At 62.8% G+C, this 22,776-nt stretch carries 23 protein-coding genes; 4 read left to right on the forward strand and 19 right to left on the reverse strand.

Features of this window, described 5'->3' with window-relative positions; genetic code table 11:
- Positions 1–134 precede the first annotated feature (134 nt).
- Both RTCK_RS14815 and RTCK_RS14820 read left to right on the forward strand, forming a co-directional pair.
- On the forward strand, positions 135–1,322 hold the full coding sequence (locus RTCK_RS14815; protein WP_142593358.1) for a bifunctional 2-C-methyl-D-erythritol 4-phosphate cytidylyltransferase/2-C-methyl-D-erythritol 2,4-cyclodiphosphate synthase: 1,188 nt from the start codon (positions 135–137) through the stop codon (positions 1,320–1,322).
- Positions 1,319–1,825 (forward strand): CinA family protein, encoded by a 507-nt coding sequence (locus RTCK_RS14820; RefSeq protein WP_142593359.1) that lies wholly within the window; start codon positions 1,319–1,321, stop codon positions 1,823–1,825. The genes RTCK_RS14815 and RTCK_RS14820 overlap by 4 nt, the downstream gene beginning before the upstream one ends.
- Here the strand turns inward: RTCK_RS14820 and RTCK_RS14825 are convergent.
- The 13 genes from RTCK_RS14825 to kdsA form a co-directional block, all read right to left on the reverse strand.
- Positions 1,810–2,259, reverse strand: a complete 450-nt coding sequence (locus RTCK_RS14825; protein WP_142520778.1) for a type II toxin-antitoxin system RatA family toxin — start codon at positions 2,257–2,259, stop codon at positions 1,810–1,812. The two genes, RTCK_RS14820 and RTCK_RS14825, sit on opposite strands and share 16 nt — an antisense overlap.
- A 74-nt stretch (positions 2,260–2,333) precedes the next feature.
- Positions 2,334–3,308: a lipoyl synthase gene (lipA, locus tag RTCK_RS14830; RefSeq protein ID WP_142593360.1), complete on the reverse strand. Its 975-nt coding sequence runs from the start codon at positions 3,306–3,308 to the stop codon at positions 2,334–2,336.
- A gap of 34 nt (positions 3,309–3,342) precedes the next feature.
- Positions 3,343–3,591, reverse strand: a complete 249-nt coding sequence (locus RTCK_RS14835; protein ID WP_142520780.1) for a GlsB/YeaQ/YmgE family stress response membrane protein — start codon at positions 3,589–3,591, stop codon at positions 3,343–3,345.
- Between the two features lie 71 nt (positions 3,592–3,662).
- Positions 3,663–5,108: a dihydrolipoyl dehydrogenase gene (gene lpdA / locus RTCK_RS14840; RefSeq protein WP_142593361.1), complete on the reverse strand. Its 1,446-nt coding sequence runs from the start codon at positions 5,106–5,108 to the stop codon at positions 3,663–3,665.
- Between the two features lie 78 nt (positions 5,109–5,186).
- Positions 5,187–5,426: a YdcH family protein gene (locus RTCK_RS14845; RefSeq protein WP_142593362.1), complete on the reverse strand. Its 240-nt coding sequence runs from the start codon at positions 5,424–5,426 to the stop codon at positions 5,187–5,189.
- A 94-nt stretch (positions 5,427–5,520) separates the two neighbouring features.
- The gene (locus RTCK_RS14850) at positions 5,521–6,168 is read right to left on the reverse strand and encodes an SGNH/GDSL hydrolase family protein (RefSeq protein ID WP_142520783.1); all 648 of its coding nucleotides are present in this window, start codon (positions 6,166–6,168) and stop codon (positions 5,521–5,523) included.
- A gap of 43 nt (positions 6,169–6,211) precedes the next feature.
- Entirely contained in the window at positions 6,212–6,454 is a 243-nt protein-coding gene (locus RTCK_RS14855) for a hypothetical protein (RefSeq protein ID WP_142520784.1), read from the reverse strand.
- A 120-nt stretch (positions 6,455–6,574) separates the two neighbouring features.
- Positions 6,575–7,972 carry a pyruvate dehydrogenase complex dihydrolipoamide acetyltransferase gene (locus tag RTCK_RS14860; protein WP_142593363.1) on the reverse strand — a complete coding sequence of 466 codons (1,398 nt, stop codon included), beginning with the start codon at positions 7,970–7,972 and terminating at the stop codon, positions 6,575–6,577.
- Between the two features lie 13 nt (positions 7,973–7,985).
- Complete coding sequence (locus RTCK_RS14865; protein ID WP_142593364.1) at positions 7,986–9,416, reverse strand: pyruvate dehydrogenase complex E1 component subunit beta; 1,431 nt, start codon at positions 9,414–9,416, stop codon at positions 7,986–7,988.
- Between the two features lie 19 nt (positions 9,417–9,435).
- Complete coding sequence (gene pdhA / locus RTCK_RS14870; protein WP_142520787.1) at positions 9,436–10,482, reverse strand: pyruvate dehydrogenase (acetyl-transferring) E1 component subunit alpha; 1,047 nt, start codon at positions 10,480–10,482, stop codon at positions 9,436–9,438.
- A 152-nt stretch (positions 10,483–10,634) separates the two neighbouring features.
- Positions 10,635–10,952 (reverse strand): FtsB family cell division protein, encoded by a 318-nt coding sequence (locus RTCK_RS14875; protein WP_142520788.1) that lies wholly within the window; start codon positions 10,950–10,952, stop codon positions 10,635–10,637.
- 181 nt (positions 10,953–11,133) lie between these two features.
- Complete coding sequence (eno, locus tag RTCK_RS14880; RefSeq protein ID WP_142593365.1) at positions 11,134–12,408, reverse strand: phosphopyruvate hydratase; 1,275 nt, start codon at positions 12,406–12,408, stop codon at positions 11,134–11,136.
- A gap of 86 nt (positions 12,409–12,494) precedes the next feature.
- Complete coding sequence (gene kdsA / locus RTCK_RS14885; protein ID WP_142593366.1) at positions 12,495–13,343, reverse strand: 3-deoxy-8-phosphooctulonate synthase; 849 nt, start codon at positions 13,341–13,343, stop codon at positions 12,495–12,497.
- 196 nt (positions 13,344–13,539) lie between these two features.
- On the opposite strand from kdsA, the gene lexA reads away from it, so the two are divergent.
- Entirely contained in the window at positions 13,540–14,256 is a 717-nt protein-coding gene (gene lexA / locus RTCK_RS14890; protein ID WP_142520791.1) for a transcriptional repressor LexA, read from the forward strand.
- Here the strand turns inward: lexA and RTCK_RS14895 are convergent.
- Positions 14,247–16,658 (reverse strand): ComEC/Rec2 family competence protein, encoded by a 2,412-nt coding sequence (locus RTCK_RS14895; RefSeq protein WP_235988704.1) that lies wholly within the window; start codon positions 16,656–16,658, stop codon positions 14,247–14,249. The two genes, lexA and RTCK_RS14895, sit on opposite strands and share 10 nt — an antisense overlap.
- Positions 16,659–17,025: 367 nt before the next feature.
- Between RTCK_RS14895 and gltA the strand changes: the two genes are divergently transcribed.
- Positions 17,026–18,315 carry a citrate synthase gene (gene gltA, locus RTCK_RS14900; protein WP_142520793.1) on the forward strand — a complete coding sequence of 430 codons (1,290 nt, stop codon included), beginning with the start codon at positions 17,026–17,028 and terminating at the stop codon, positions 18,313–18,315.
- Between the two features lie 30 nt (positions 18,316–18,345).
- Here gltA and lpxB read toward each other — a convergent pair whose 3' ends face one another.
- Genes lpxB through lpxD form a run of 5 tightly spaced genes read right to left on the reverse strand, consistent with a single transcriptional unit; the run spans position 18,346 to position 22,746 of the window.
- A complete protein-coding gene (gene lpxB / locus RTCK_RS14905; protein ID WP_142593368.1) occupies positions 18,346–19,524 on the reverse strand; it encodes a lipid-A-disaccharide synthase in 1,179 nt (392 codons plus the stop codon).
- Complete coding sequence (locus RTCK_RS14910) at positions 19,524–20,405, reverse strand: LpxI family protein (RefSeq protein ID WP_142520795.1); 882 nt, start codon at positions 20,403–20,405, stop codon at positions 19,524–19,526. The genes lpxB and RTCK_RS14910 overlap by 1 nt, the downstream gene beginning before the upstream one ends.
- 4 nt (positions 20,406–20,409) lie before the next feature.
- Positions 20,410–21,225 carry an acyl-ACP--UDP-N-acetylglucosamine O-acyltransferase gene (lpxA, locus tag RTCK_RS14915; RefSeq protein WP_142520796.1) on the reverse strand — a complete coding sequence of 272 codons (816 nt, stop codon included), beginning with the start codon at positions 21,223–21,225 and terminating at the stop codon, positions 20,410–20,412.
- A complete protein-coding gene (fabZ, locus tag RTCK_RS14920; protein ID WP_142520797.1) occupies positions 21,222–21,689 on the reverse strand; it encodes a 3-hydroxyacyl-ACP dehydratase FabZ in 468 nt (155 codons plus the stop codon). The genes lpxA and fabZ overlap by 4 nt, the downstream gene beginning before the upstream one ends.
- Positions 21,682–22,746, reverse strand: a complete 1,065-nt coding sequence (gene lpxD, locus RTCK_RS14925) for a UDP-3-O-(3-hydroxymyristoyl)glucosamine N-acyltransferase (protein ID WP_142520798.1) — start codon at positions 22,744–22,746, stop codon at positions 21,682–21,684. Before lpxD ends, fabZ begins: the two co-directional genes overlap by 8 nt.
- Positions 22,747–22,776 lie beyond the last annotated feature (30 nt).

The following is a 22,776-nucleotide window of genomic DNA, read 5'->3' on the forward strand; positions in this document are numbered from 1 at the left end:
AGCCATACTTTCTGTAGATCACAAGAGCAATCACGGAGAAAGGATAAATGGTAGCGGCTGGCAAAATGCCTTGTGAGTCTATAGGTCTCGACTGTCAACTCTTTGTGTCAGAACAGGCATCGGACGAGAAGCGCATGCAAATAGGGATCGTCATCGTCGCAGCGGGCCGCGGAGAACGCGCCGGGATGGAGGATGGGCCGAAGCAATATCGCCGGATAGGAGGCAGCGCCGTCATCGCCCACACCCTCGAGGTGTTCCTGACATGGCACCGGGCGACGGTTGTCGTCGTTGTCATCCATCCCGACGACCGCGATCTGTTCGAGAAAGCCATAGCCAGGATATCCGGCGCCGACCGCGTGCTCACAGCCCTCGGCGGAGCGACGCGCCAGCAATCGGTGCTGGCGGGACTAGAGGCGCTTGCTACGGCAGAGGCCACGCATGTGATGATACACGATGCCGCCCGGCCCTTCATCGATCATGCGCTTCTCGAGCGCATCGCCGCGCGCCTGGATGCGGGAGACGAGGCGGTCCTGCCTGCGCTGCCCGTTTTCGACACGCTGAAGCGGGGGGTGGGCGGAATTGTGCAGGAAACGGTGCCCCGGGACGGTTTGTTTGCCGCCCAGACGCCGCAGAGCTTCCGGCTTCCGACGATCCTGCAGGCGCATCGCGATGCAGCCCACGCCGGCCTCGAAGCCTTTACGGACGACTGTTCCATTGCCGAGTGGTCCGGAACCGAGGTGAAGCTGGTCGAGGGATCCCCGGACAATGTGAAACTGACAGTGAGGCGAGACATCATCATGGCGGATCAACGAATGGCTGGGGCTACAATGCCCGACGTACGCACCGGCAACGGCTATGACGTTCACCAGACGGAGGCCGGCGACGGCGTCACCCTCTGCGGCGTGTTCATCCCTCACGACCAGGGGCTCAAGGGTCATTCCGACGCAGATGTCGGCCTGCATGCGCTCACGGATGCGCTGCTCGCCACCTGCGGCGCAGGCGACATCGGCGATCATTTTCCGCCGTCCGATCCGCAGTGGAAGGGCGCGCCTTCGCGGATCTTCCTCGCGCGCGCCGCAGAGATCGTCCGGCAGAACGGCGGCACGATCATGAATGCCGACGTCTCGCTGATCGCGGAGGCACCGAAGATCGGGCCTCACCGCCAGGCAATGCGGGAAACCATGGCGGGTATACTGGAAATCTCCGTGGATCGCTGCTCCGTCAAGGCGACGACCAACGAGCAGATCGGCTTCATCGGCCGCCGTGAAGGTATCGCGGCGATCGCCACCGCAACCGTCATTTATCGCGACGGTGCGTCATGAGCCCGTTTCACTCCGGGACGGAGGAACTCGCCGCATCCGTCGTCCGCCGCTACAAGGCGGGCGGACTGATGCTGGCTGCCGCCGAATCCTGCACCGGCGGGCTGATCGCCGCCGCCCTCACGGAAATTTCCGGCTCCTCCGCCGTCGTCGATCGCGGCTTCGTCACTTACACCAACGAAGCGAAGATGGACCTGCTAGGGGTTTCACCGGCGACGCTGGCCCGTTTCGGCGCAGTCTCGAAGGAAACGGCACTGCAGATGGTGCATGGAGCGCTCTATCGCTCCCGCGCGGACGTGGCGGTGGCCGTTACCGGAATTGCCGGACCGACCGGAGGATCGCCTGAAAAACCGGTGGGGCTGGTGCATCTGGCGGCGCAGACGAAGACGGGCCTGCTCCTCCACCGCGAGATGCACTACGGCGACATCGGACGGAGCGGCGTGCGCATGGCAACGCTTCGCACGACACTCGACATGCTCGTCGAGGCGGCTCAGGCTGCGGCGTAGATCTTGTCGGCACGGGTCTCGAAGGCTTCGGCGAACATCCGGAAGGCGCGATCGAACATCGACCCCATGAGGGCGCCCAGGATCATGCTCTTGAATTCGTAGTCGATGAAGAAATGCACAACGGAGCCGTTGGCCGCCGGCTGGAAGCGCCAGCGGTTGTCGAGATACCGGAACGGCCCCTCGATGTACTTCACGTCGATCGCCAGCTCTCCCGGATTGAGGAGAACCTGCGTCGTAAAGGTCTCGCGGATCGCCTTGTAACCGACCGTCATGTCGGCAATCAGCAGCGCCTTTCCGTCCCGCTCCTTTCGGGAGCGGATGGCCAGGGCTTCGCAGAGCGGCAGAAATTCCGGATAGCGCTCGACGTCCGCCACCAGATCGTACATCTGCTGGGGCGAGTGCTTGACGGGACGGTGGGTCTCAAACTTGGGCATAGCCGAGAGCTAATGTCGAAGCGGCACGATGGCAATAGCCGGCGCTCGGTTACCCGTCCGTTAGAGTACACCACTTACTCCGCCGCCTGCAGCAGCTTCCGCTCGCGCGCCACCTTCAGGCGCGCGAAGTCGTCGCCGGCATGGTGGGACGAACGTGTCAGGGGGCTCGAAGACACCATCAGGAAGCCTTTGGTGTAGGCCACCGTCTCGTAGGACTTGAACTCCTCCGGCGTGACGAAGTTCATCACCTTGTGGTGCTTGCGGGTCGGCTGCAGGTACTGGCCGATCGTCAGGAAGTCGACGTCCGCCACGCGAAGATCGTCCATTAACTGCAGGACCTCGTTCCGCTCCTCGCCGAGGCCCACCATGATGCCCGATTTGGTGAACATGGTCGGATCCAGCTCCTTCACCCGCTGCAACAGGCGAACGGAGTGGAAATAGCGGGCGCCGGGGCGCACCGTCAGATAGTTGCCCGGCACGGTTTCCAGATTGTGGTTGAAGACGTCGGGCTTGGCGGCGACGACACGCTCCAGCGCCCCCGGCTTCTTGAGGAAGTCGGGCGTCAGGATTTCGATCGTCGTCGACGGCGAAGCCGCACGGATCGCCCAGATCACCTTCTCGAAATGCTCGGCACCACCGTCGGCCAGATCGTCGCGATCCACCGAGGTGATGACGACGTGGCTGAGGCCCATCTGCCTGACGGCCTTGGCGACGTTCTCCGGCTCATTGGGGTCGAGAGCGTTCGGAATACCGGTCGCGACGTTGCAGAAGGCGCAGGCGCGGGTGCAGATCTCGCCCATGATCATGAAGGTGGCGTGCTTCTTGTCCCAGCATTCGCCGATATTCGGGCAGCCGGCTTCCTCGCAGACGGTGACGAGCTTGTTGTCCTTCACGATCGACCGCGTCTCGGCATAACCCTTGGAGACAGGCGCCTTCACCCGGATCCATTCCGGCTTGCGCAGCACTTCCGTATCAGGGCGATGCGCCTTTTCAGGGTGGCGCACACGCTTTGCGTCGTCCGCGGTGGTTCTGTCGAGAATGGTCACCATCACTTACCTGCCTTTGCCGCCATGGCGGCTGCCGTCAACGACGGACGAGTTTCGCGAGGAATAACAGAAGGCAGGAGCCGACGAAACCTGTCACCAGGAAACCCAGCCATCCGTCTGCAACATGGATGTTCGCGCTTTCGAAAGCCGCATTTGCGACGACTGCGCCGACGATCCCGATCACGATGTTCATCAGGACGCCGAAGCGCATGTCCATCAGCTTGCCGGCGAGCCATCCCGCCAGGCCGCCTATGACGATTGCCGCAAACCAACCCACGCCTTCCATCACCAACCCCCTGTTAAAGTTCCGCATGTGGGAGATGCCGGGACCCGAGACAAGCCGGCATCCGTTGCCGTTCAAGCGTTCAACGCCCGGTCATAGGCGTCGAGCACGCTTTCCTTCATCGTCTCCGAGATGGTCGGATGCGGGAAGATCGTGTGCATCAAGTCCTCTTCCGTCGTTTCCAGGTTCATGGCGACGACGAAGCCCTGAATGAGTTCCGTCACCTCCGCGCCGACCATGTGGGCGCCGAGCAACTCGCCGGTCTTCCTGTCGAAGATCGTCTTGACCAGTCCCTGGTCTTCGCCGAGCGCAATCGCCTTGCCGTTGGCGACGAAGGGGAAGCGGCCGACGCGGATGTCACGGCCCTGCTCCTTGGCCTTGGTTTCCGTCAGGCCGACGGACGCGACCTGCGGATTGCAATAGGTGCAACCCGGGATCTTCGCCTTATCCATCGGATGGACGTTCGGCAGGCCGGCGATCTTTTCGATGCAGATCACCGCCTCGTGCTCGGCCTTGTGGGCGAGCAGCGGCGGACCGGCGACATCACCGATGGCGTAGACGCCGGGCACATTGGTCTTGCCGTAGCCGTCGATGACGATGAAGCCGCGATCGGTCTTCACGCCGACCGCCTCCAGGCCGATGCCCTCGATATTCGCCTGCACGCCCACGGCGGAGATCATCCGGTCGGCGGTGATCTGTTGCGTCTTGCCGTCCTTCAACTCGATCGTGGCGGTAACGGAGTTAGAGCCCTTCTCCACCTTGGCCACCTTGGCTTCCAGCAGGATCTTCATGCCCTGGCGCTCGAACTGCTTCTTCGCCAATGCGGAGATTTCCTCGTCCTCTACCGGCATGACCTGCTTCATGATTTCCACGACCGTGACGTCGACGCCCATGGTGCGGTAGAAGCTCGCGAACTCGATGCCGATCGCGCCGGAGCCCATGACGAGGAGTGACTTCGGCATTTCCTCCGGCTTCATCGCCTCGAAATAGGTCCAGATCAGCTTGCCGTCGGGCTCGATGCCCGGCAGCGCGCGCGGGCGTGCGCCCGTTGCGACGATGATGTGCTTGGCGGTATAGGTGCCCTCGCCCAGCGTGTTCTTCGGCACCGGACCCTGCGGCTGGACGATCGGCTTGGTGACCTTGCCGACCACCACTTCGCCCGGCTTGGTGATCTTCGCCTCGCCCCAGATGATATCGACTTTGTTCTTCTTGAACAGGAAGCCGACACCGTTGTTCATCCGATGGGCAATGCCACGCGAGCGGGCAACGATCGCCTTGATATCCGGCTTGATCGAACCTTCGAGGGTCAATCCGTAATCCTTGGCGTGGCTGGCGCTATGCATCACGTCCGCGGAGCGGAGCAGCGCCTTCGTCGGGATGCAGCCCCAGTTGGAGCAGATTCCGGCGAGATGCTCGCGCTCGACGACCGCAACCTTCATTCCGAGCTGGGCGGCACGGATCGCCGCGATATAGCCGCCGGGGCCGGAGCCGATGATGATGACGTCATAAGCGTTGGACACGGGCCTTCATCTCCTTTTCTGACTGGACGGGCCAACCGCAGTTGGCCCTCTGCCCAGCGGGATGAAGCATCAGAGGCATCACGCCCTGACCAGCATCCCGTAGATTTCATCCTTCAGAACCATACGGCGCTTGCGCATGTCTTCCATGTACGCGTCGCCGACCGGTTCAACCTTGGTTTCTGCCCGATGGACGGCGCGGTTGACGTCGCGGTAATCCTCGAGGAGCTTGGCGAAATGCTCGTCACTGACCTTCAGCGCGTGCATCTTGCCGACATATTCCGGAAATTCGTCGTGAATTTCGTGAGGCGTGTTCGCCATGGCTGTATCTCCTCTTGCGCATCAACTGCGAGGACCAGCCTAGTGAGCATGCCCGTCTAGTCTTTGATCGTGGTCAACTCCGTCTGTGACTGTGTCATATCCCGAGCATCATCCGGACGATCGGCTCAAGGCCGCGGCCCAGTGCGCGGGTGTTTTCGGCATCGAGATGCACACCATCGAGCGGCGTCGTGCGCGCAACCGACGCGGCATCGTAAAAGCCGCAGCCAAGCTCGTCTGCCAGATCCCGGTAAAGCGAAGCCAGCATGGCCGACTGCTCTATGCCGCCGGCAAACATCGCCGCGAAGATCGGATCGGCCGTCTCGCAAAGGGGCGGCGGCGAGACGATCAGGATGTCCGGGGCGTCGTAGTCAAACGACCATTCGTGATGGCGAACGAGCGCGACAAGGCGCTGGATTCCCTGGCGTGCCGCAATGGCCGTTCCGGCAATGCCCGGCTTCATGTCGTTGGTGCCGAGCATGATGATAATGAGATCGAGCGGCATGTGGGTGTGCAGGACCGTCGGCAGGGTCTTCACGCCGTTGCGGTCGCAATCCGCCAGATGGTCGTCATAGCCGGTGGTGCGCCCGTTGAGGCCTTCCGCGATGACGTTCACTTCGGGACCGAGGGCCGAGGCAAGAATGCTCGGCCAGCGATCCTCAAGGGCATGGCGGCCAGAGCCGGCTGGGTCATAGCCCCAGGTAAGCGAATCGCCGAAGCAGAGGACGGACTTGGTATCGCTCATCAGGCGACCAATAGTCGGCAGGCTGGTCTGTCGCGATCTGCCATCACTTGTCCTTCATCAGTGCTTCCACCTTGCGCTCCAGCTCGAAGATCCGCTCCTCGAACTCGCCGGTGACAAGCCTCGACATCATCGTATCCGCCTGAAGTGCCTGACGGATGGTCTTCTGCCCGCTCTCCAGCTTGTCCAACTGCTGTTTCATGTCGTGCATATCAGTACGCGTGTCACGAATGTCGGCGCGTATCTCGCGCAGCATCGGCATGATCATATCGACAGGTTCATTTGCCATCGACACTCTCCCTGAACGGGTGTTCCTACCGGATGAATATGGAGATCCTGCCTGCGAAAGTCACGGTACCGCCACTCGCGGGCGGAAGAGTTCCTCCCGGCGCGCCGGGAGGAATATGCACTACACCAGCATCGCCATCGGGTTCTCGATGTAGCGCTTGAAGGCTGAAGCCAGCTCCGCACCGAGTGCGCCGTCGATGACGCGGTGGTCGAAGGCGAAGGTTGCGGTCATCACCGTGCCGACCTTGATCTCGCCGTTCTTGACGATCGGCTTCTCCACGCCGGCACCGATCGAGACGATCGAGGCCTGCGGCAGGTTGATGATCGAGGTGAAGTTGGACACGCCGAACATGCCGAGATTGGAGACCGAGGTCGTACCGCCCTGGTATTCCTCCGGCTTCAGCTTCTTGTCGCGGGCGCGACGGGCGAGATCCTTCACCTCGTTGGAGATGGCGGAGAGGGTCTTCGTTTCCGCCTTGCGGACGATTGGCGTGATCAGCCCGTCCGGGATGGCCACGGCAACGCCGACATCCGAATGCTTGTGCAGCACGCGAGCCGTAGACGTCCAGGAGGCATTCGCCATCGGGACATCGCGAAGCGCCAGCGCCATCGCCTTGATGATGAAGTCGTTGACCGAGAGCTTGAATGCCGGAACGTCGCCCTTCTCCGTCTTCTTCACCGGCGCCGACTTGTTGATCTCCGCGCGCAGCGCCATCAGCGCATCGAGTTCGCAGTCCATCGAGATCGTGTAGGACGGAACTGTCTGGCTCGACTCGGTAAGGCGCGAGGCGATCGTCTTGCGCATGCCGTCATGCGGCAGGAGTTCGTAGGAGCCTTCCTCGAAAAGACGCAGCACGGCGTCGTCGGACGGACCCTTCGCCATGGCCCGAGCCGGGGCGCCCGTAGCACCTGCCTGCGGCGCGGCAGCAGGAGCAGCCTTGCCGGTACCGGAGGCGACGGCCTTTTCGATATCCGCCTTCACCACGCGGCCATGCGGGCCGGATCCGGTGACGGCCGAAAGATCAAGGCCGGCTTCCTTGGCGAGGCGACGGGCAAGCGGCGAGGAAAAGACGCGTTTTCCATCGGCAGCAGGCGCCGAGGTGGACGGCGCCGGAGCGGCATCCGCAACCGGCTTGTCACCCCTCGGAGACTCGGAGGCCTTTTCCGAAGGCGCAGCCTCCGCCTTGGGTGCCTGGGCTTGGCGTGCCTGGGCCTTGGGTGCCTCCGACGTAGGTGCATCACCGCCGCCAGCGGATGCGGCGGCCGAGACATCCTCACCTTCTTCAGCAAGGATGGCGATCAGCGCATTGACCTTGACAGCCTCCGTGCCGGCCGGGACGACGATCTTCGCCACCGTTCCCTCATCCACGGCTTCCACTTCCATCGTCGCCTTGTCGGTCTCGATCTCGGCGATCACGTCGCCGGGAGCAACCTTGTCACCCTCCTTGACCAGCCACTTGGCGAGATTGCCCTCTTCCATGGTGGGGGAAAGGGCCGGCATGGTGATGTTGATCGGCATCGGACGCCCTCCCTTACTTGTAGCAGACGGTCTTCACCGCCTGGACGACTTCAGCGACGCTCGGCAAGGCGAGCTTTTCAAGATTGGCCGCATAGGGCATCGGCACGTCCTTGCCGGCGATCGTCAGGATCGGCGCATCGAGATAGTCGAAGGCCTGCTGCATGACGCGCGTGGCGATTTCCGTACCCACCGAGTTCTGCGGATAGCCTTCCTCGACGGTGACCAGACGGCCGGTCTTCTTCACCGATTCGATGACGGTCGGCAGGTCCATCGGGCGCAGGGTGCGAAGATCGATCAGTTCGACGTCGATGCCTTCCTTCTCCAGTTCGGCGACGGCCTTGGTGGCATAGGTCATGCCGATGCCGAAGGAGACGATCGTCGCGTCCTTGCCCTGCTTGTGAATGCGGGCCTTGCCGATCGGCAGGACGAAATCATCCAGCTTCGGCACGTCGAAGGACTGGCCGTAGAGGATCTCGTTTTCCAGGAAGATCACCGGGTTCGGATCCCGGATCGCGGCCTTCAGCAGCCCCTTGGCGTCTGCGGCCGTATAGGGCATGACGACCTTGAGGCCGGGAATGCTCGAATACCAGGCAGCATAATCCTGGCTGTGCTGGGCGGCGACGCGGGCGGCCGCACCGTTCGGGCCGCGAAAGACCATTGGCGCGCCCATCTGGCCGCCGGACATGTAGAGCGTCTTGGCGGCCGAGTTGATGATCTGGTCGATCGCCTGCATGGCGAAGTTGAAGGTCATGAACTCGACGATCGGGCGAAGGCCGGCCATGGCCGCCCCGACGCCGACGCCGGCAAAGCCGTGCTCGGTGATCGGGGTGTCGACGACGCGGCGCGCACCGAATTCCTGCAGCAGGCCTTGGGTCACCTTGTAGGCACCCTGGTATTCGGCGACTTCCTCGCCCATGACGAATACTGTCTCGTCACGACGCATCTCTTCCGCCATCGCGTCACGCAGGGCTTCGCGCACGGTCGTCGACACCATTTCCGTGCCTTCCGGAATATCCGGATCGCTTGCCACGTTGATCTTCGGCTGAGCAGGGACCTTGTTGTCGGCGGAGGAGGCCGGCTCGTCCTTGGCTTCGCGAGCCTTGCCGCCTGCAGCGTCCGAGGTCGCGGCCGGCGTATCGGCATCAGCCTTTGCCGCTTCCGGCTGGGCGGGCTTTTCCGCCGAAATGGAATCAGCGTTCTCGCCTTCCTGGAGCAGCACGGCGATCGGCGTGTTGACCTTGACGTTCTCGGTGCCGGCCTCGACCAGCAACTTGCCGATCACGCCTTCATCCACGGCTTCCACTTCCATGGTCGCCTTGTCGGTCTCGATTTCAGCAATGACGTCACCGGACGCGACCGTGTCGCCTTCCTTCTTCAGCCACTTGCTGAGGGTGCCCTCTTCCATGGTCGGAGAAAGGGCGGGCATGAGGATATCGATTGGCATTCTAGTGTCCCTCCCCGTCTCAGAGCAGAATGTCGGTGTAGAGCTCGGAAACGTCCGGCTCCGGATCGTTCTGGGCAAAGTCGGCGGAGTCGGAGACGATGTCGCGGACATCCTTGTCGATCGTCTTCAACTGATCTTCCGAGGCCCAGCCCTTGTCCAGCAGGCGGTTCTTTACCTGCTCGATCGGATCGTGTTCCGAACGCATCTTCTGCACTTCGTCCTTGGAGCGGTACTTCGCCGGGTCGGACATGGAGTGACCGCGATAGCGGTAGGTCAGCATTTCGAGGATGATCGGGCCCTTGCCGGAGCGGCAGTAGGCGACAGCCTCGTCGGCCGCTGCCTTGACGGCGCGGACGTCCATGCCGTCCACCTGGTATCCAGGAATGCCGAAGGAGGCACCGCGCTGGGAGAAATCGGTCTGCGCGGAGGCGCGCGAGACGGAGGTGCCCATGGCGTAGCGGTTGTTCTCGATCACATAGACGATCGGCAGCTTCCACAGGTTGGCCATGTTGAAGCTCTCGTAGACCTGGCCCTGGTTGGCGGCGCCATCACCGAAATAGGCAGTCGAGACGCTGTCATTGCCGCGATACTTGTTGGCGAAGGCGAGGCCCGTGCCGAGGGAGACCTGGGCCCCGACGATGCCGTGGCCGCCATAGAAGTGCTTTTCCTTGGAGAACATGTGCATGGAGCCACCCTTCCCCTTGGAATAGCCGCCCCGGCGCCCCGTCAGTTCCGCCATGACGCCACGAGCGCTCATGCCGGTTGCCAGCATGTGGCCGTGGTCACGATAGCCGGTGATGACCTGGTCGCCTTCCTTGAGCGCCATCTGCATGCCGACGACGACCGCTTCCTGGCCGATATAGAGGTGACAGAAGCCGCCGATGAAACCCATGCCATAGAGCTGGCCGGCCTTCTCTTCAAACCGCCTGATCAGCAGCATGTCGCGATAAGCCTGGAGCTCCTGCTCCTTGTCGAACTCGGCGATGGTGCCGCCGTTGAAATCCTTCTTTGCAGGCTTCGCCGCGAATGTGCGGCCGGATCCAGACGCGATTTTTCTCGGCGCCATTCATCCCTCCCTCTGTGCTGCAGTTGTCTCGTTTCGGGCCGCTAACATAGGGAAGAAACAGAACACCAGCAATGCTATAAATGCATGGCTCGCATTCGTGGCAACTTGCTGATATCATTAACGGTTTCGGGATTAACCCGAACTCGGTTAATCTAGAAGTAATTGTTGAAGATGACGATTTCGTCTTCGCGCGAGACGTTCAACTGATACCGCGCGATCTCGTCGAGCATGTCCTTCTCGAGCGAACCGTCGCTCAGCAACTGGACCTGCCGCTCCAGCGCCTGCCGCTTCTCGGTGAGCCTGGCGAGTTCCGCGACCCTCTCAAGCCGCTGCCGCTCGAATTGTTCCGTGGCAACCAGACCGAGGTCACCGTTCACGGAATGGTAGCCGAAATAGGAAAGGAAAGCGACAGTGATGAGCGGAAGGACGAACCGCCCGAGTTTTCTTTCCTTGTGGTGCTTGGTCCACATGGCGCGCGACACCTTTGAAACGCATTACGTCGCGCCCAAACTCGCAGAACATGCTTAAGCAATGGTTGACCGGGCTCGGACAGAGAAGGGCCCGCATGCGGGATGCGGGCCCTTCTCTCTTACTTGGATTGCGTGCGGCACTCCGCCAAGCGCCGGCCTGGAGTACCGGCGCGAGGAGAACTCAAGCCTTCAGGATGGACCGGCCTGCATAGACGGCCTGCGGTCCCAGCATCTCCTCGATGCGGATCAGTTGGTTGTACTTGGCGAGCCGGTCCGAACGCGACAGCGATCCCGTCTTGATCTGCCCGCAATTCGTGGCGACCGCGAGATCGGCAATCGTCGAATCTTCCGTCTCGCCGGAGCGGTGCGACATGACCGCCGTGTACCGGGCTTTGTGGGCCGTCTCGACCGCATCAAGCGTCTCGGTGAGCGAACCGATCTGATTGACCTTCACGAGGATCGAGTTCGCGACCCCCATCTTGATCCCATCGCGCAAGCGGGCCGAATTGGTGACGAAAAGGTCGTCGCCGACAAGTTGGCACTCGGAACCGACGAGATCCGTCAGCGTCTTCCAGCCGTCCCAGTCGTCTTCGGCCATGCCGTCCTCGATGGAGATGATCGGATACTTGCCGACGAGTTCGGCCAGGTATTCCGCCATGGCACCGGATTCCAGCGTACGGCCCTCGCCCTCCAGGGCATATTTTCCGTGCTTGAAGAACTCGGTCGAGGCGCAGTCGAGTGCGAGGCAGATGTCGTCTCCGGGACGATAGCCGGCTTTCTCGACCGAACGCATGATGAAATCGAGCGCATCGGAGGCGCTGTTGAGGCCGGGCGCGAAACCGCCCTCGTCGCCGACATTGGTGTTGTGGCCCTGCGCCGCCAGTTCCTTCTTGAGGACGTGGAAGACTTCCGCGCCCATGCGCACCGCGTCGCGCAGCGTTTCGGCGCCGACGGGCATGATCATGAATTCCTGGAAGTCGATCGGATTGTCCGCATGGGCGCCGCCATTGATGATGTTCATCATCGGCACCGGCAGGAGATGGGCACTCGCGCCGCCGACATAGCGGTAGAGCGGCAAGCCCGAGGAATCAGCCGCAGCCTTGGCGACCGCGAGCGACACGCCGAGGATGGCGTTGGCGCCGAGACGCGACTTGTTCGGCGTGCCGTCGAGCGCGATCATCGTCTTGTCGATGTGGATCTGGCTTTCCGCGTCGAACCCGCCGATCGCGTCGAAGATCTCGGTGTTCACCGCCTCGACCGCCTTCTCGACACCCTTTCCGCCGTAGCGCTTGCCGCCGTCGCGAAGCTCGACCGCCTCATGCGCGCCGGTCGACGCACCCGAGGGAACCGCGGCGCGGCCCATGCTGCCGTCTTCCAGATAGACGTCGACCTCGACGGTCGGATTGCCGCGGCTGTCCAGGATCTCACGCGCGATGATGTCGGTAATGGCAGTCATTGTCTCTCCCCGAGGTGAAGCTGAAGCCCTTTGCTCATCGAAGATGTCTCTTACTCGATGACAGGCAAATTACAATTACGTCCCGATCAGGCGGATTTCGCCACGGCATCCAAGGCGAGCAGCTTCTCCAGAAGCCGCCGCATATCCTTCAGGGGCACCATGTTCGGCCCGTCGGACGGCGCATTGTCCGGATCCTCGTGCGTTTCGATGAAGAGTCCGGCAACGCCCACGGCCACGGCCGCACGCGCCAGCGTCTCGACGAATTCACGCTGCCCCCCGGAGGAGCCGCCCTGCCCGCCCGGCTGCTGCACCGAATGGGTCGCGTCGAAGACGACTGGCGATCCCATGGCCGCCATGATCGGCAGCGAGCGCATGTCGGAGACGAGCGTGTTGTAGCCGAAGGATACCCCCCGCTCGCAGAGCAAGACGTTGGGATTGCCGCTGGCGGTAAACTTCGCCTGGACGTTCTTCATGTCCCAGGGTGCCAGGAACTGGCCCTTCTTGACATTGATGGTACGGCCGGTCCTGGCGGCCGCGATCAGAAGATCGGTCTGGCGGCAGAGGAAGGCAGGGATCTGGAGGATGTCGACCGCAGGCGCCACGAGCCCGCATTGCTCCTCGGTGTGGATGTCCGTGAGAACGGGAAACCCGAACTCCTTCTTCAGATCGGAAAAAATCTGCAGGGCCTTTTCCAGGCCTATTCCGCGCTTGCCGGAAAGCGAGGTGCGGTTGGCCTTGTCGAAGGAGGACTTGTAGACGAGGCCGATTCCGAGATCGCCGCAAAGCTCCTTCAGCGTACCGGCGACCATGAAGGCGTGATCGCGGCTTTCCATCTGACAAGGCCCGGCGATCAACGAGAAACGCGCGTTCTGGGAGAACAGCACGCGGCCCTCGCCCTCGCCGACAAGGACCTCAGAATTTGGCTTCACGTCCATCGCAGCACTCCGAAGGCAATCATCCTGTTCCGCCTCGGCTCTCGCCAGCGGACGCGACGTCATTAGCAGCAAGTATGGGCTCTGTCACGGCAGGATGGATGCGGATGCCGCAGGCAGGCGGGAACTTTCCCCTTGCAGAACACATGCGGAACAGATAGATTCCGTTCCGGATTTGTTTCATCCCGAAGGAACCCGGATGCTCACGCGCAAACAGCAGGAACTGCTACTCTTCATTCACGAGCGGATGAAGGAATCGGGCGTGCCGCCCTCGTTCGACGAGATGAAGGACGCGCTCGACCTTGCTTCCAAATCGGGGATCCACCGCCTCATCACGGCGCTGGAAGAGCGCGGCTTCATCCGCCGCCTGCCGAACCGGGCCCGGGCGCTGGAGGTCATCAAGCTGCCGGAAGCCTACAGCAGCAGCCTGCAACCTCGCCGCGGCTTCTCGCCGAGCGTCATCGAAGGCAGCCTCGGCAAGCAGAAGCCGACGCCCGCTGCTCCGGCAAAGGCGGCCAACGACGAAACCTCAAGCACAAGCATTCCGGTCATGGGGCGCATCGCAGCCGGCGTTCCCATCTCCGCCATCCAGAACAACACACACGACATCGCCGTTCCGGCGGAAATGCTCGGCTCCGGGGAACACTACGCACTGGAAGTGAAAGGTGACTCGATGATCGAGGCGGGCATCCTCGACGGTGATACGGTCATCATCCGCAATGGCCAGACCGCCAGCCCCGGCGATATCGTCGTGGCACTCGTCGACGACGAGGAGGCGACCCTCAAGCGCTTCCGCCGCCGCGGCGCCTCGATCGCACTGGAGGCGGCCAATCCTGCCTACGAAACGCGTATCCTGCCGGCGGACCGTGTGAAGGTTCAAGGCAAGCTCGTTGGTCTCATCCGCCGCTACCACTGATCAGCTTCGCCTCGAGAGGACGGAACCGGCGCCTCGAACTCTCCGGTCCTCCAGTCGAATAAGCGGTGCCTGGACCAGGGACGGTCAATGCCGGCCATGGCGGCGACGATCGTCCATTGGTGACTGTCCCGGCTGCCGTTGAGGCTGATCTCCAGGGAGCCCGCTCTTCTCAACGTAGCGCCGCTTATCAGTCTTGCGCCGGACCGACATTGGTCGAAGGGGGCCCGCGGTGCGACGACCAGCACCGCCAGATCGCACGCGATGCCGGCAATGCGGCCGTCCTCCACCACGGCGATGGCCACGCCTTCGTCGGTCACAGCCACGCACCAGGCCTTCGGCAGGCATTGGAAACGGCCGGCATCCGCACCTGCCGCAGCAAAAGCTTGCCGCATCGCCGCGCGGTGGCGATGCCGTTGCTCATCATCGAACGCGCCGCCGTCCTTCTCCTTTCCGGTTGCGCTCAGGCCTCCCTCTCCAACGCCCTTGGGGGCAATGTCTTCGCCCGGTGATACGACAGGCTTTCGCGGATCGGTGAGCAACAGGGCCCGCCGCCACTGGTCGAAGACGAAACCGGGCGGGCGGGTGCGATTCGTGGCAGGCGACGGCTGTAGGGTCGCGACAAGCGTGCCGTCATCGGCAACGAGGATATCCGGAAGCGGTGCGCGCTGCGCCTGCCAGGACAGCAGAAAGGCTGTCGCAATCAACGGGATGCCCAATAGCCTCAACTTCGTGCGGAGGAGTGTCAGCAACAGAAGCCCTACCGAGGCGACCGGCAGAAACCAGGGATGCTGGCGGCCCACACCGACATCTCCGCCCCAGGACGACACCGCTTTCGCCACATGGATGACCGCTTCCAATCCCGCTCCCATAAGCTTCAGAAAGGGCGCATCCAGCCCGAACGGCATGAGCAGCATACCCACAAGGCCTGCAGGCATGACCAGAAAGGAGATGATCGGCATCACCGCCAGGTTGGCGACCAAGCCGTAGCCGGACAGCCGATGGAAATGGTCCATCGAGTAGATCGCCGTCGAAAGCCCTCCGATCAGCGACGTTGCGAAGATGCCGGCCATCAGGTGCCAGACCGTCAGGAATGGCGCCAACCGGCCGTGCCCGGTCGGAAAGGGGTGGGGTTCCCGGTGGCTCTGGCGCCTGCTCCAGAACGCATAGCCGGCGATCAGCGCCGCCGTGGCGGCGAATGACATCTGGAAGCTCGGCCCCATGACCTCGGACGGCGACACCAGCAGAATCACGATCGCGGAGATTGCCACATTGCGCAGGCTGATGGCCGCGCGATCGACGAGGACGGCGATCAGCATCACGGCCATCATCAGGTATGCGCGCTCGGCGGAAACTGCGAAGCCCGATATGAGGTAATAGACGGTCGCCATCAGGAGCGCTCCGACCGCGGCGATCTTCTTGATCGGCCAGGCCTGTGCGAAACCGGTGAAGAGCCCGAGGCCGCTGCGCAGTCCGATGAAGAATATGCCGGCGGCGAGCGCCATGTTGAGACCCGAAATGGCGACGATGTGGGCAAGCCCCGATATGCGCAGCGCCTCCGTCGTCTCCTCCGAGATGGCACGTCTCTCATCGGTGACAATGGCCGCCGCAAAGGCGCCGGCATCGCCGGCGACGGTCGCACGGATACGGTCGGCGATCGTTCCGCGCAGTTCGAATATCCGTTGCGAGAGCCTCTCGCTCCAATCTCGCTCGTCGGCTTTCCGCGTCCCCGCGGGCTGAGGCGCCCCATAGAAGAAGCCGACCGCTCCTATGCCGTCGTAGTAGGAGCGAAAGGCGAAGTCGTTCAGTCCCGGAAGGGCCGGGCCGGATGGAGGCGAAAGGCGCGCTCGCCCCCGCAGCACATCTCCGGCCTCGAAAGGCCGGTGCTTCGCGCGGGCGAGGAGTACCACATCCTCCGGGGGCCGCTTGAGGATCGGCCGCTCTGTCGCGTTGACGCGGATGAAATAGCGCCAGCGGCCCTCTCCCGCCGGTTCGCGCCGATGAACTTCCCCTACCACGCTGGTGGTGACGGGGGAGTCGAGGATTACCGTTGCACGCCGCCACGTCTCGACTTCCGCGGCGGCCGCCCCGATGAGAAGAAGGCTGAAGGAAAGAAGAAAGCTACGGATCCTGCCGAGAGGAGACGCGACGGAGAGCGCAAGCAAGGACAACGGGAGAAGCGTGAACACCAGAAAGGCAGGAGGATCACGGGGCAGCGCGAACCAGACTGCCGCGCCACCGCCTATCAGGACCGGGATGAACAGGAAGGCATGACCGTGGGAGACCTCCTCGTTCAGCGCCTTCTGCAGCTTCGCTGCCGAAGGCTCCCGGGACCACCCGGAATCAACCCTTTTGCGCCTGCTCAACAGCCTCAGCGGACCGGCAAGACGGCGGTCGGCGGACACGTGATCTCCGGTGGCGGCAGAAACGAGCCGGGTCGTACCGCGTGAGGATAGATCCCCCGGTTCGGTTCGTTCCCGAACTGCCCCCTCCTGCGACATCGGCACCCACCCAGCCTCGCATGAACCATGCAACCGCCACGATGAAATTGCAACCCCAACCTGTGCAACGGTTTCTCAGCGTCTTCGTCGGATCAGCCTTCATGACTGATTTTTAACCGCAAACTGAACGTCAGGGCAGAAGCGATTTCGGCACTGCACAATTAGACATCAGCAGTGCTTGGCAGCAGGCGCCGGATCATATAGCAACACATTACGCTTAATTCTTGTGGCGTTTTGAGACGCCACGCCGCCAACAGGTTGGAGGATCAGCATGACGGACAAGAGCGCAAATCTGGTTTTGGGCAACAAGAGCGTCGAACTGGCGGTGAAGTCCGGCACCATCGGTCCCGACGTCATCGACATAGGCTCTCTCTACAAGCAGACCGGAGCCTTCACCTACGATCCCGGATTTACGTCAACCGCATCCTGTGAGTCCAAGATCACCTATATCGACGGTGAGGAAGGCGTGCTCCTGCATCGCGGCTATCCGATCGAACAACTGGCCGAGCACGGCGATTTCCTCGAGACCTGCTACCTCCTCCTCTACGGCGAGCTGCCGACGGCGGCGCAGAAGAAGGACTTCGATTATCGCGTGACGCACCACACCATGGTGCACGAGCAGATGACGCGCTTCTTCACCGGCTTCCGCCGGGATGCGCATCCGATGGCCGTGATGTGCGGCTGCGTCGGCGCGCTCTCGGCCTTCTACCACGACTCGACCGACATCACCGATCCGCACCAGCGCATGGTCGCTTCGCTGCGCATGATCGCCAAGATGCCGACCATTGCTGCGATGGCCTACAAGTACCATGTCGGCCAGCCCTTCGTGTATCCGAAGAACGACCTCGACTACGCGTCGAACTTCCTGCACATGTGTTTCGCGGTGCCGTGCGAGGAGTACAAGGTCAACCCCGTCCTGGCGCGCGCCATGGACCGCATCTTCATCCTGCACGCCGACCATGAGCAGAACGCCTCGACCTCGACCGTGCGTCTCGCCGGCTCCTCGGGCGCCAATCCGTTCGCCTGCATCGCGGCCGGCATCGCCTGCCTCTGGGGTCCCGCCCATGGCGGCGCCAACGAAGCTGCGCTCAACATGCTGACGGAAATCGGCAGCGTCGACCGCATCCCCGAATATATCGCCCGCGCCAAGGACAAGAACGATCCGTTCCGCCTTATGGGCTTCGGCCACCGGGTCTACAAGAACTACGACCCCCGCGCCAAGATCATGCAGAAGACCACCCATGAGGTCCTCAGCGAGCTCGGCCACAAGGACGATCCGATGCTGCAGGTCGCCATGGAGCTCGAGCGCATCGCCCTGACCGACGAATACTTCGTCGAAAAGAAGCTTTATCCCAATATCGACTTCTATTCCGGGATCACGCTGAAGGCGATGGGCTTCCCCACCACCATGTTCACGGTGCTCTTCGCCCTTGCCCGCACGGTCGGCTGGATCGCCCAGTGGGCGGAAATGGTCGAGGATCCGCAGCAGCGCATCGGACGTCCGCGCCAGCTGTACACGGGTGCCCCGAAGCGCGATTACGTGCCGGTTTCCAAGCGCTGAGCGCAGGCCACTAAAATGTCTGAAGCCCGGTCATTGACCGGGCTTCTTTCTTTCCAGGAGCTCAAGGACGATGCCGGCCGCGGCTTCCCCCGGCGGCACCGCGGTCTGCAGGCGCTGCCATGTGAGATCGAAGCCTTCCAACATCGCCCGACGCTGCAGCGTATCGGAGGCAAGCCGCTCCATCCAGCGGCTGAGGCTTCCGGGGCGAACGACCTCGTTGAGATATTCCGGTATCACCGTATAATCCGCGATCAGGTTGGGAAGCGCTGCCGACCAGATCTTGATCCGTTTCGAAAGCAGCGTGATCAGCCAGTCCGCCTTATAGGCTGAGACTGCCGGAACGCCGCACAGCGCAAGTTCCAGCAGCACCGTTCCGGAGGCAGCAAGCGCGGCATCCGCCTCGGAGAAGGCATTCCATTTCTCTTCGGGGGTGACGCTGATTTCAGGCGCGACCGGCAGAGTTCCCGCAATCTCCCGGACCAGCGCCTCCTGCCGCGGTACGGTCGGCAGAACGAAGCGAGCGGGTCCGTTGCGCGCCGCAAACTCTGCCGCTGCTTCACCGAAAACGGGAAGCAGGTGACGAATCTCGGCGGAACGGGAGCCGGGAAGAAGCATGATCGTCCGGCTCTCGCCCGCCTGCCTGGCTTGCCGCTCCTTGCGGATGGCCCGGACTCTCGAGACATCCGGATCGCTCGTCAGCCGGTGCCCGACAAAGGTTGTCGGCGGCCCGCCGAGGCGACCCATCGCAGCCGGCTCGAAGGGCAGCACGGCCAGCACATGATCGACATAGGGGACCATGGCCCTGGCGCGGTATTCCTTCCAGGCCCAGACGCTGGGGCAGACATAATCGATGATCGGCAGGTGGGGCAGCGCCGCGCGAACGCGTTTTGCGACGCGATGGGTAAAATCGGGGCTGTCTATGATGACGAGGACATCCGGTCTGGCGGCTACAATCGCATCCGCCGTCTGCCGGATGCGGCGCATCAGTTGCGGCAGACGGGCAAGAACCTGCGTCAGCCCCATGATGGAAAGCTCGGAGAAATCGAAGAGAGACCGCAGACCTTGCGCCTGCAGGGCATCTCCGCCGACGCCGACCAGTTCCACACCGCCGGCGCGAGACGCCTTCAACGCCGCCACAAGATCGGCGCCAAGAAGGTCGCCCGACACCTCCCCTGCCACGACAGCCACCTTCAGCATCGCCTCGGCCATCACAATCCTCCTCGTGGAAGCCCGGCATCAATACCACATACGAACAGACCGGCGCCCTCTGCCGCTCCAAGGACCTCCCGTTCATCCAGCACGAGCGAACGCCCCGCCTCCACCGCAATTCCGGCAAGCCCGGCACGGGAGGCGTTGGCTATCGTCGACAAGCCGATCGCCGGAAGGTCGGCGCGAACGTCCTGCTGGGGTTTGCAGAGCTTCACCAGAACACCCTTCCGCCGTTTCGAGATGCGCCCTTCCCGGCGCAGGCTCGCGACGCGATCTAGCATCTGGTCGGTTCCTTCAACGCCTTCCAGCGCGACGACCCTGCCGCCAATGCTCACGGCGCCCTGCCCCACATCCAGCGCACCAAGGGCGAGCGCGGCCTTCACTGCCTCCTCGATGTCACGCACGTCCTCCTGCGATGGGCTGATGGAGGTCAGGGTTCCCGTCCGTGCCAGGAGATGCGGAGCCACCTCATGCGCTCCGATGACCCGGCAGCCCATGCCTTCGAAGAGCTTTATGACCATCTGGAGCACGGTGTCGTCACCACCGGACAACAAGGTGCGCACCACCGACGGAACGCGCAGCAGCGTGCGCAGCGTCGGACGAATATCGCGCAGATCCGGCCGCCGGCGCACAGCGCCCGACATCACGACCCGGTCTACGCCCTTCTGACGGATGAAACGCTCTATTCCGGCAAGGTCGCCGACGCCCGCCGTCACCGTCTCAAAACCATCGAACGTCCTATCGGCCTCGCTCGCCAGAGCGACGATGACCGGATCCTCGCCGGCGGCACGCGCGGCCTGGGCCAGATAGAGCGGCAGGTACCCCCAGCCCGCGACGATCGCGAGCCGTCCCCTGGTTCGGGACGGAGCGGGCGTAGTCATGCCGTCAGGCTTTGCCACGGAAGGGAGAGGAGATCGCGCGATCGCTTTCGGCCGCAATGAAATCAAGGATCTCGACCACTTCCTTGCAGTCCGCATATTCGTCGCGGATGGCAGCCGCATTGTTGCGGATGTTGCCTTCGCCCTCGAAGATCTGCTTGAAGGCGCGCCGAACCCGATGGATCGTCGCCCGCTCTATGCCCGCGCGCGTCATACCCACGACGTTGAGCCCGGCAAGGATACCTGGGTTGCCGTTGAGCATCCCGTAGGGAATGACGTCGTAGCTCACTGCCGACAGGCCGCCGATGAAGGCGTTGCGGCCGATGCGGCCGAACTGGTGAACCGCGGAGCCGCCGCCGAGGATGGCATAGTCGTCAACCTTGACGTGGCCGGCGAGCATCACGTTGTTGGACATGACGATACCGTTGCCGAGTATGCAGTCATGGGCGACGTGCGAATTGGTCAGGAAGAGGCAGTTATTGCCGATCACGGTCTTTCCGCCACCGCCGACAGTGCCCATGTTGATCGTGACGCCTTCCCGCATGGTGCACTTCTCGCCGATGGTCAGGGTGGAATCCTCGCCGGCTTCATGAAGGCTCTGCGACACGCCGCCGATCACCGCCATGGGATAGATGCGGCAGCCCCGGCCGATCTCCGTCTTGCCGGTCACCACGGCATGGGAAATGACCTCGACGCCGTCCTTCAGAACGACATCCTTGCCCACGGTAGAAAACGGACCAACCACCACATTTTCGCCGAGGGTGGCACCGTCTTCGACGATGGCCATCGGATGAATGCGAGCCGTTGAAGCGATCCTGCTCATTCGCCACCCTTGCGGCGGATCATCGCGCCGATATCCGCTTCTGCGACGAGTGAACCATCAACGTAGGCATCGCAATGGAATTTCCAGATGTTGCCGCGCTGCTTCTGCTTCTGGACCCGGAACTCGACCCGGTCCCCGGGCACGACCGGCTTGCGGAAGCGGGCATTGTCGATCGTCATGAAGTAGACCAGATCGCCGCCCTGCCCCTGCTTGCGGGCACAGATGGCGCCGGCCGTCTGGGCCATGCCTTCGATCAGCAACACACCGGGCATGATCGGCTGCTCGGGAAAATGGCCAGTGAAGTGCGGCTCGTTCGCCGTCACGTTCTTGATCCCCACCGCCGAGTCGTCACCGTCGATATCGACGATCCGGTCCACGAGCAGGAACGGATACCGGTGCGGCAGAAGCTTCATGATCTCGAGAATATCGGCCGATCCGAGCGTGGCGCCGGTCTCTTCACTCATTCCTGTCTCCTCTACGCTTCGCCCGCTCGTCGGAACGCGCCATTGCCTCGGCGACATCCCGGAAGAAGTCCTTGAGCGGACGGGCCGGAATACCGCCGACACGGGCACCGGCGGCAAGATCCGACATCACGCCGCTCATCGCGGCAATCTGGGCGCCATCGCCGATGGTGATATGGCCGTTGACGCCGCTGGCGCCGCCGATCATTACGCCGTTGCCGATCACGGTCGACCCCGCGATCCCGACGCCGCTGACGATCCCGCAGTGCCTGCCGATGCGGACGTTATGGGCGACCTGCACCTGGTTGTCGATTTTTGTTCCCTCGCCGATCACCGTATCGTCCATGGTTCCACGGTCGATCGTCGTATTGGCGCCGATCTCGACATTGTCCTGGATGATGACCCGGCCGATCTGGACGATCTTCAGCATTCCGCCCGGACCGGGCGCATAACCGAAGCCGTCCTGCCCGATGCGGGCGCCATTGTGTATGATCACGCCGTTGCCGATCAAAGACGCGACGACGGTTGCGCCAGGAGCGATCGAGCAGTTGCGGCCGATCTTCACATCGGCGCCGATGACGCAGCCTGCGCCGATACGGGTGCCGGAACCGATCTCCGCCCGAGCGCCAACGACGGCCATGGGCTCAACTTCGACGTCAGCTTCCAGCTTGGCCGTCGGATCCACGAACGCAGCCGGATGAACACCGCCCGTCCCGGCCACGGTCGGCGATGGACGCATGGCAACCGGATGCAACAGGGCGCCAGCCCGTGCGAATGCCGTATGGGGCGCAGGCGTCAGAAGAACGGCGATGTTTTCCGGAATCAGGGACTGCAGGGATGCATCGCACAAGATCGCTGATGCCTTGCAGGTCGCCAGTTCGTCGCGGTCTCGCCGCGAGCGAAGATAGCAGATCTCGCCTTCACGCCCCCGCTCCAAAGGCGCGACGGAACGGATAGTCCGGTCGCCGGCGGCTATATCAAGCAGTTCTGCCCCAAGATGGGCTGCCAGCTCACGTAGGCTGATTCCATCGTGGGGCGGAAAAAATTCGTTCGAATCCATCAGGCCATATAACTCCGGATCAGATCTGGC

It is taken from the genome of Pseudorhizobium endolithicum, from assembly GCF_902153245.2.
GTDB lineage: Bacteria > Pseudomonadota > Alphaproteobacteria > Rhizobiales > Rhizobiaceae > Neorhizobium > Neorhizobium endolithicum.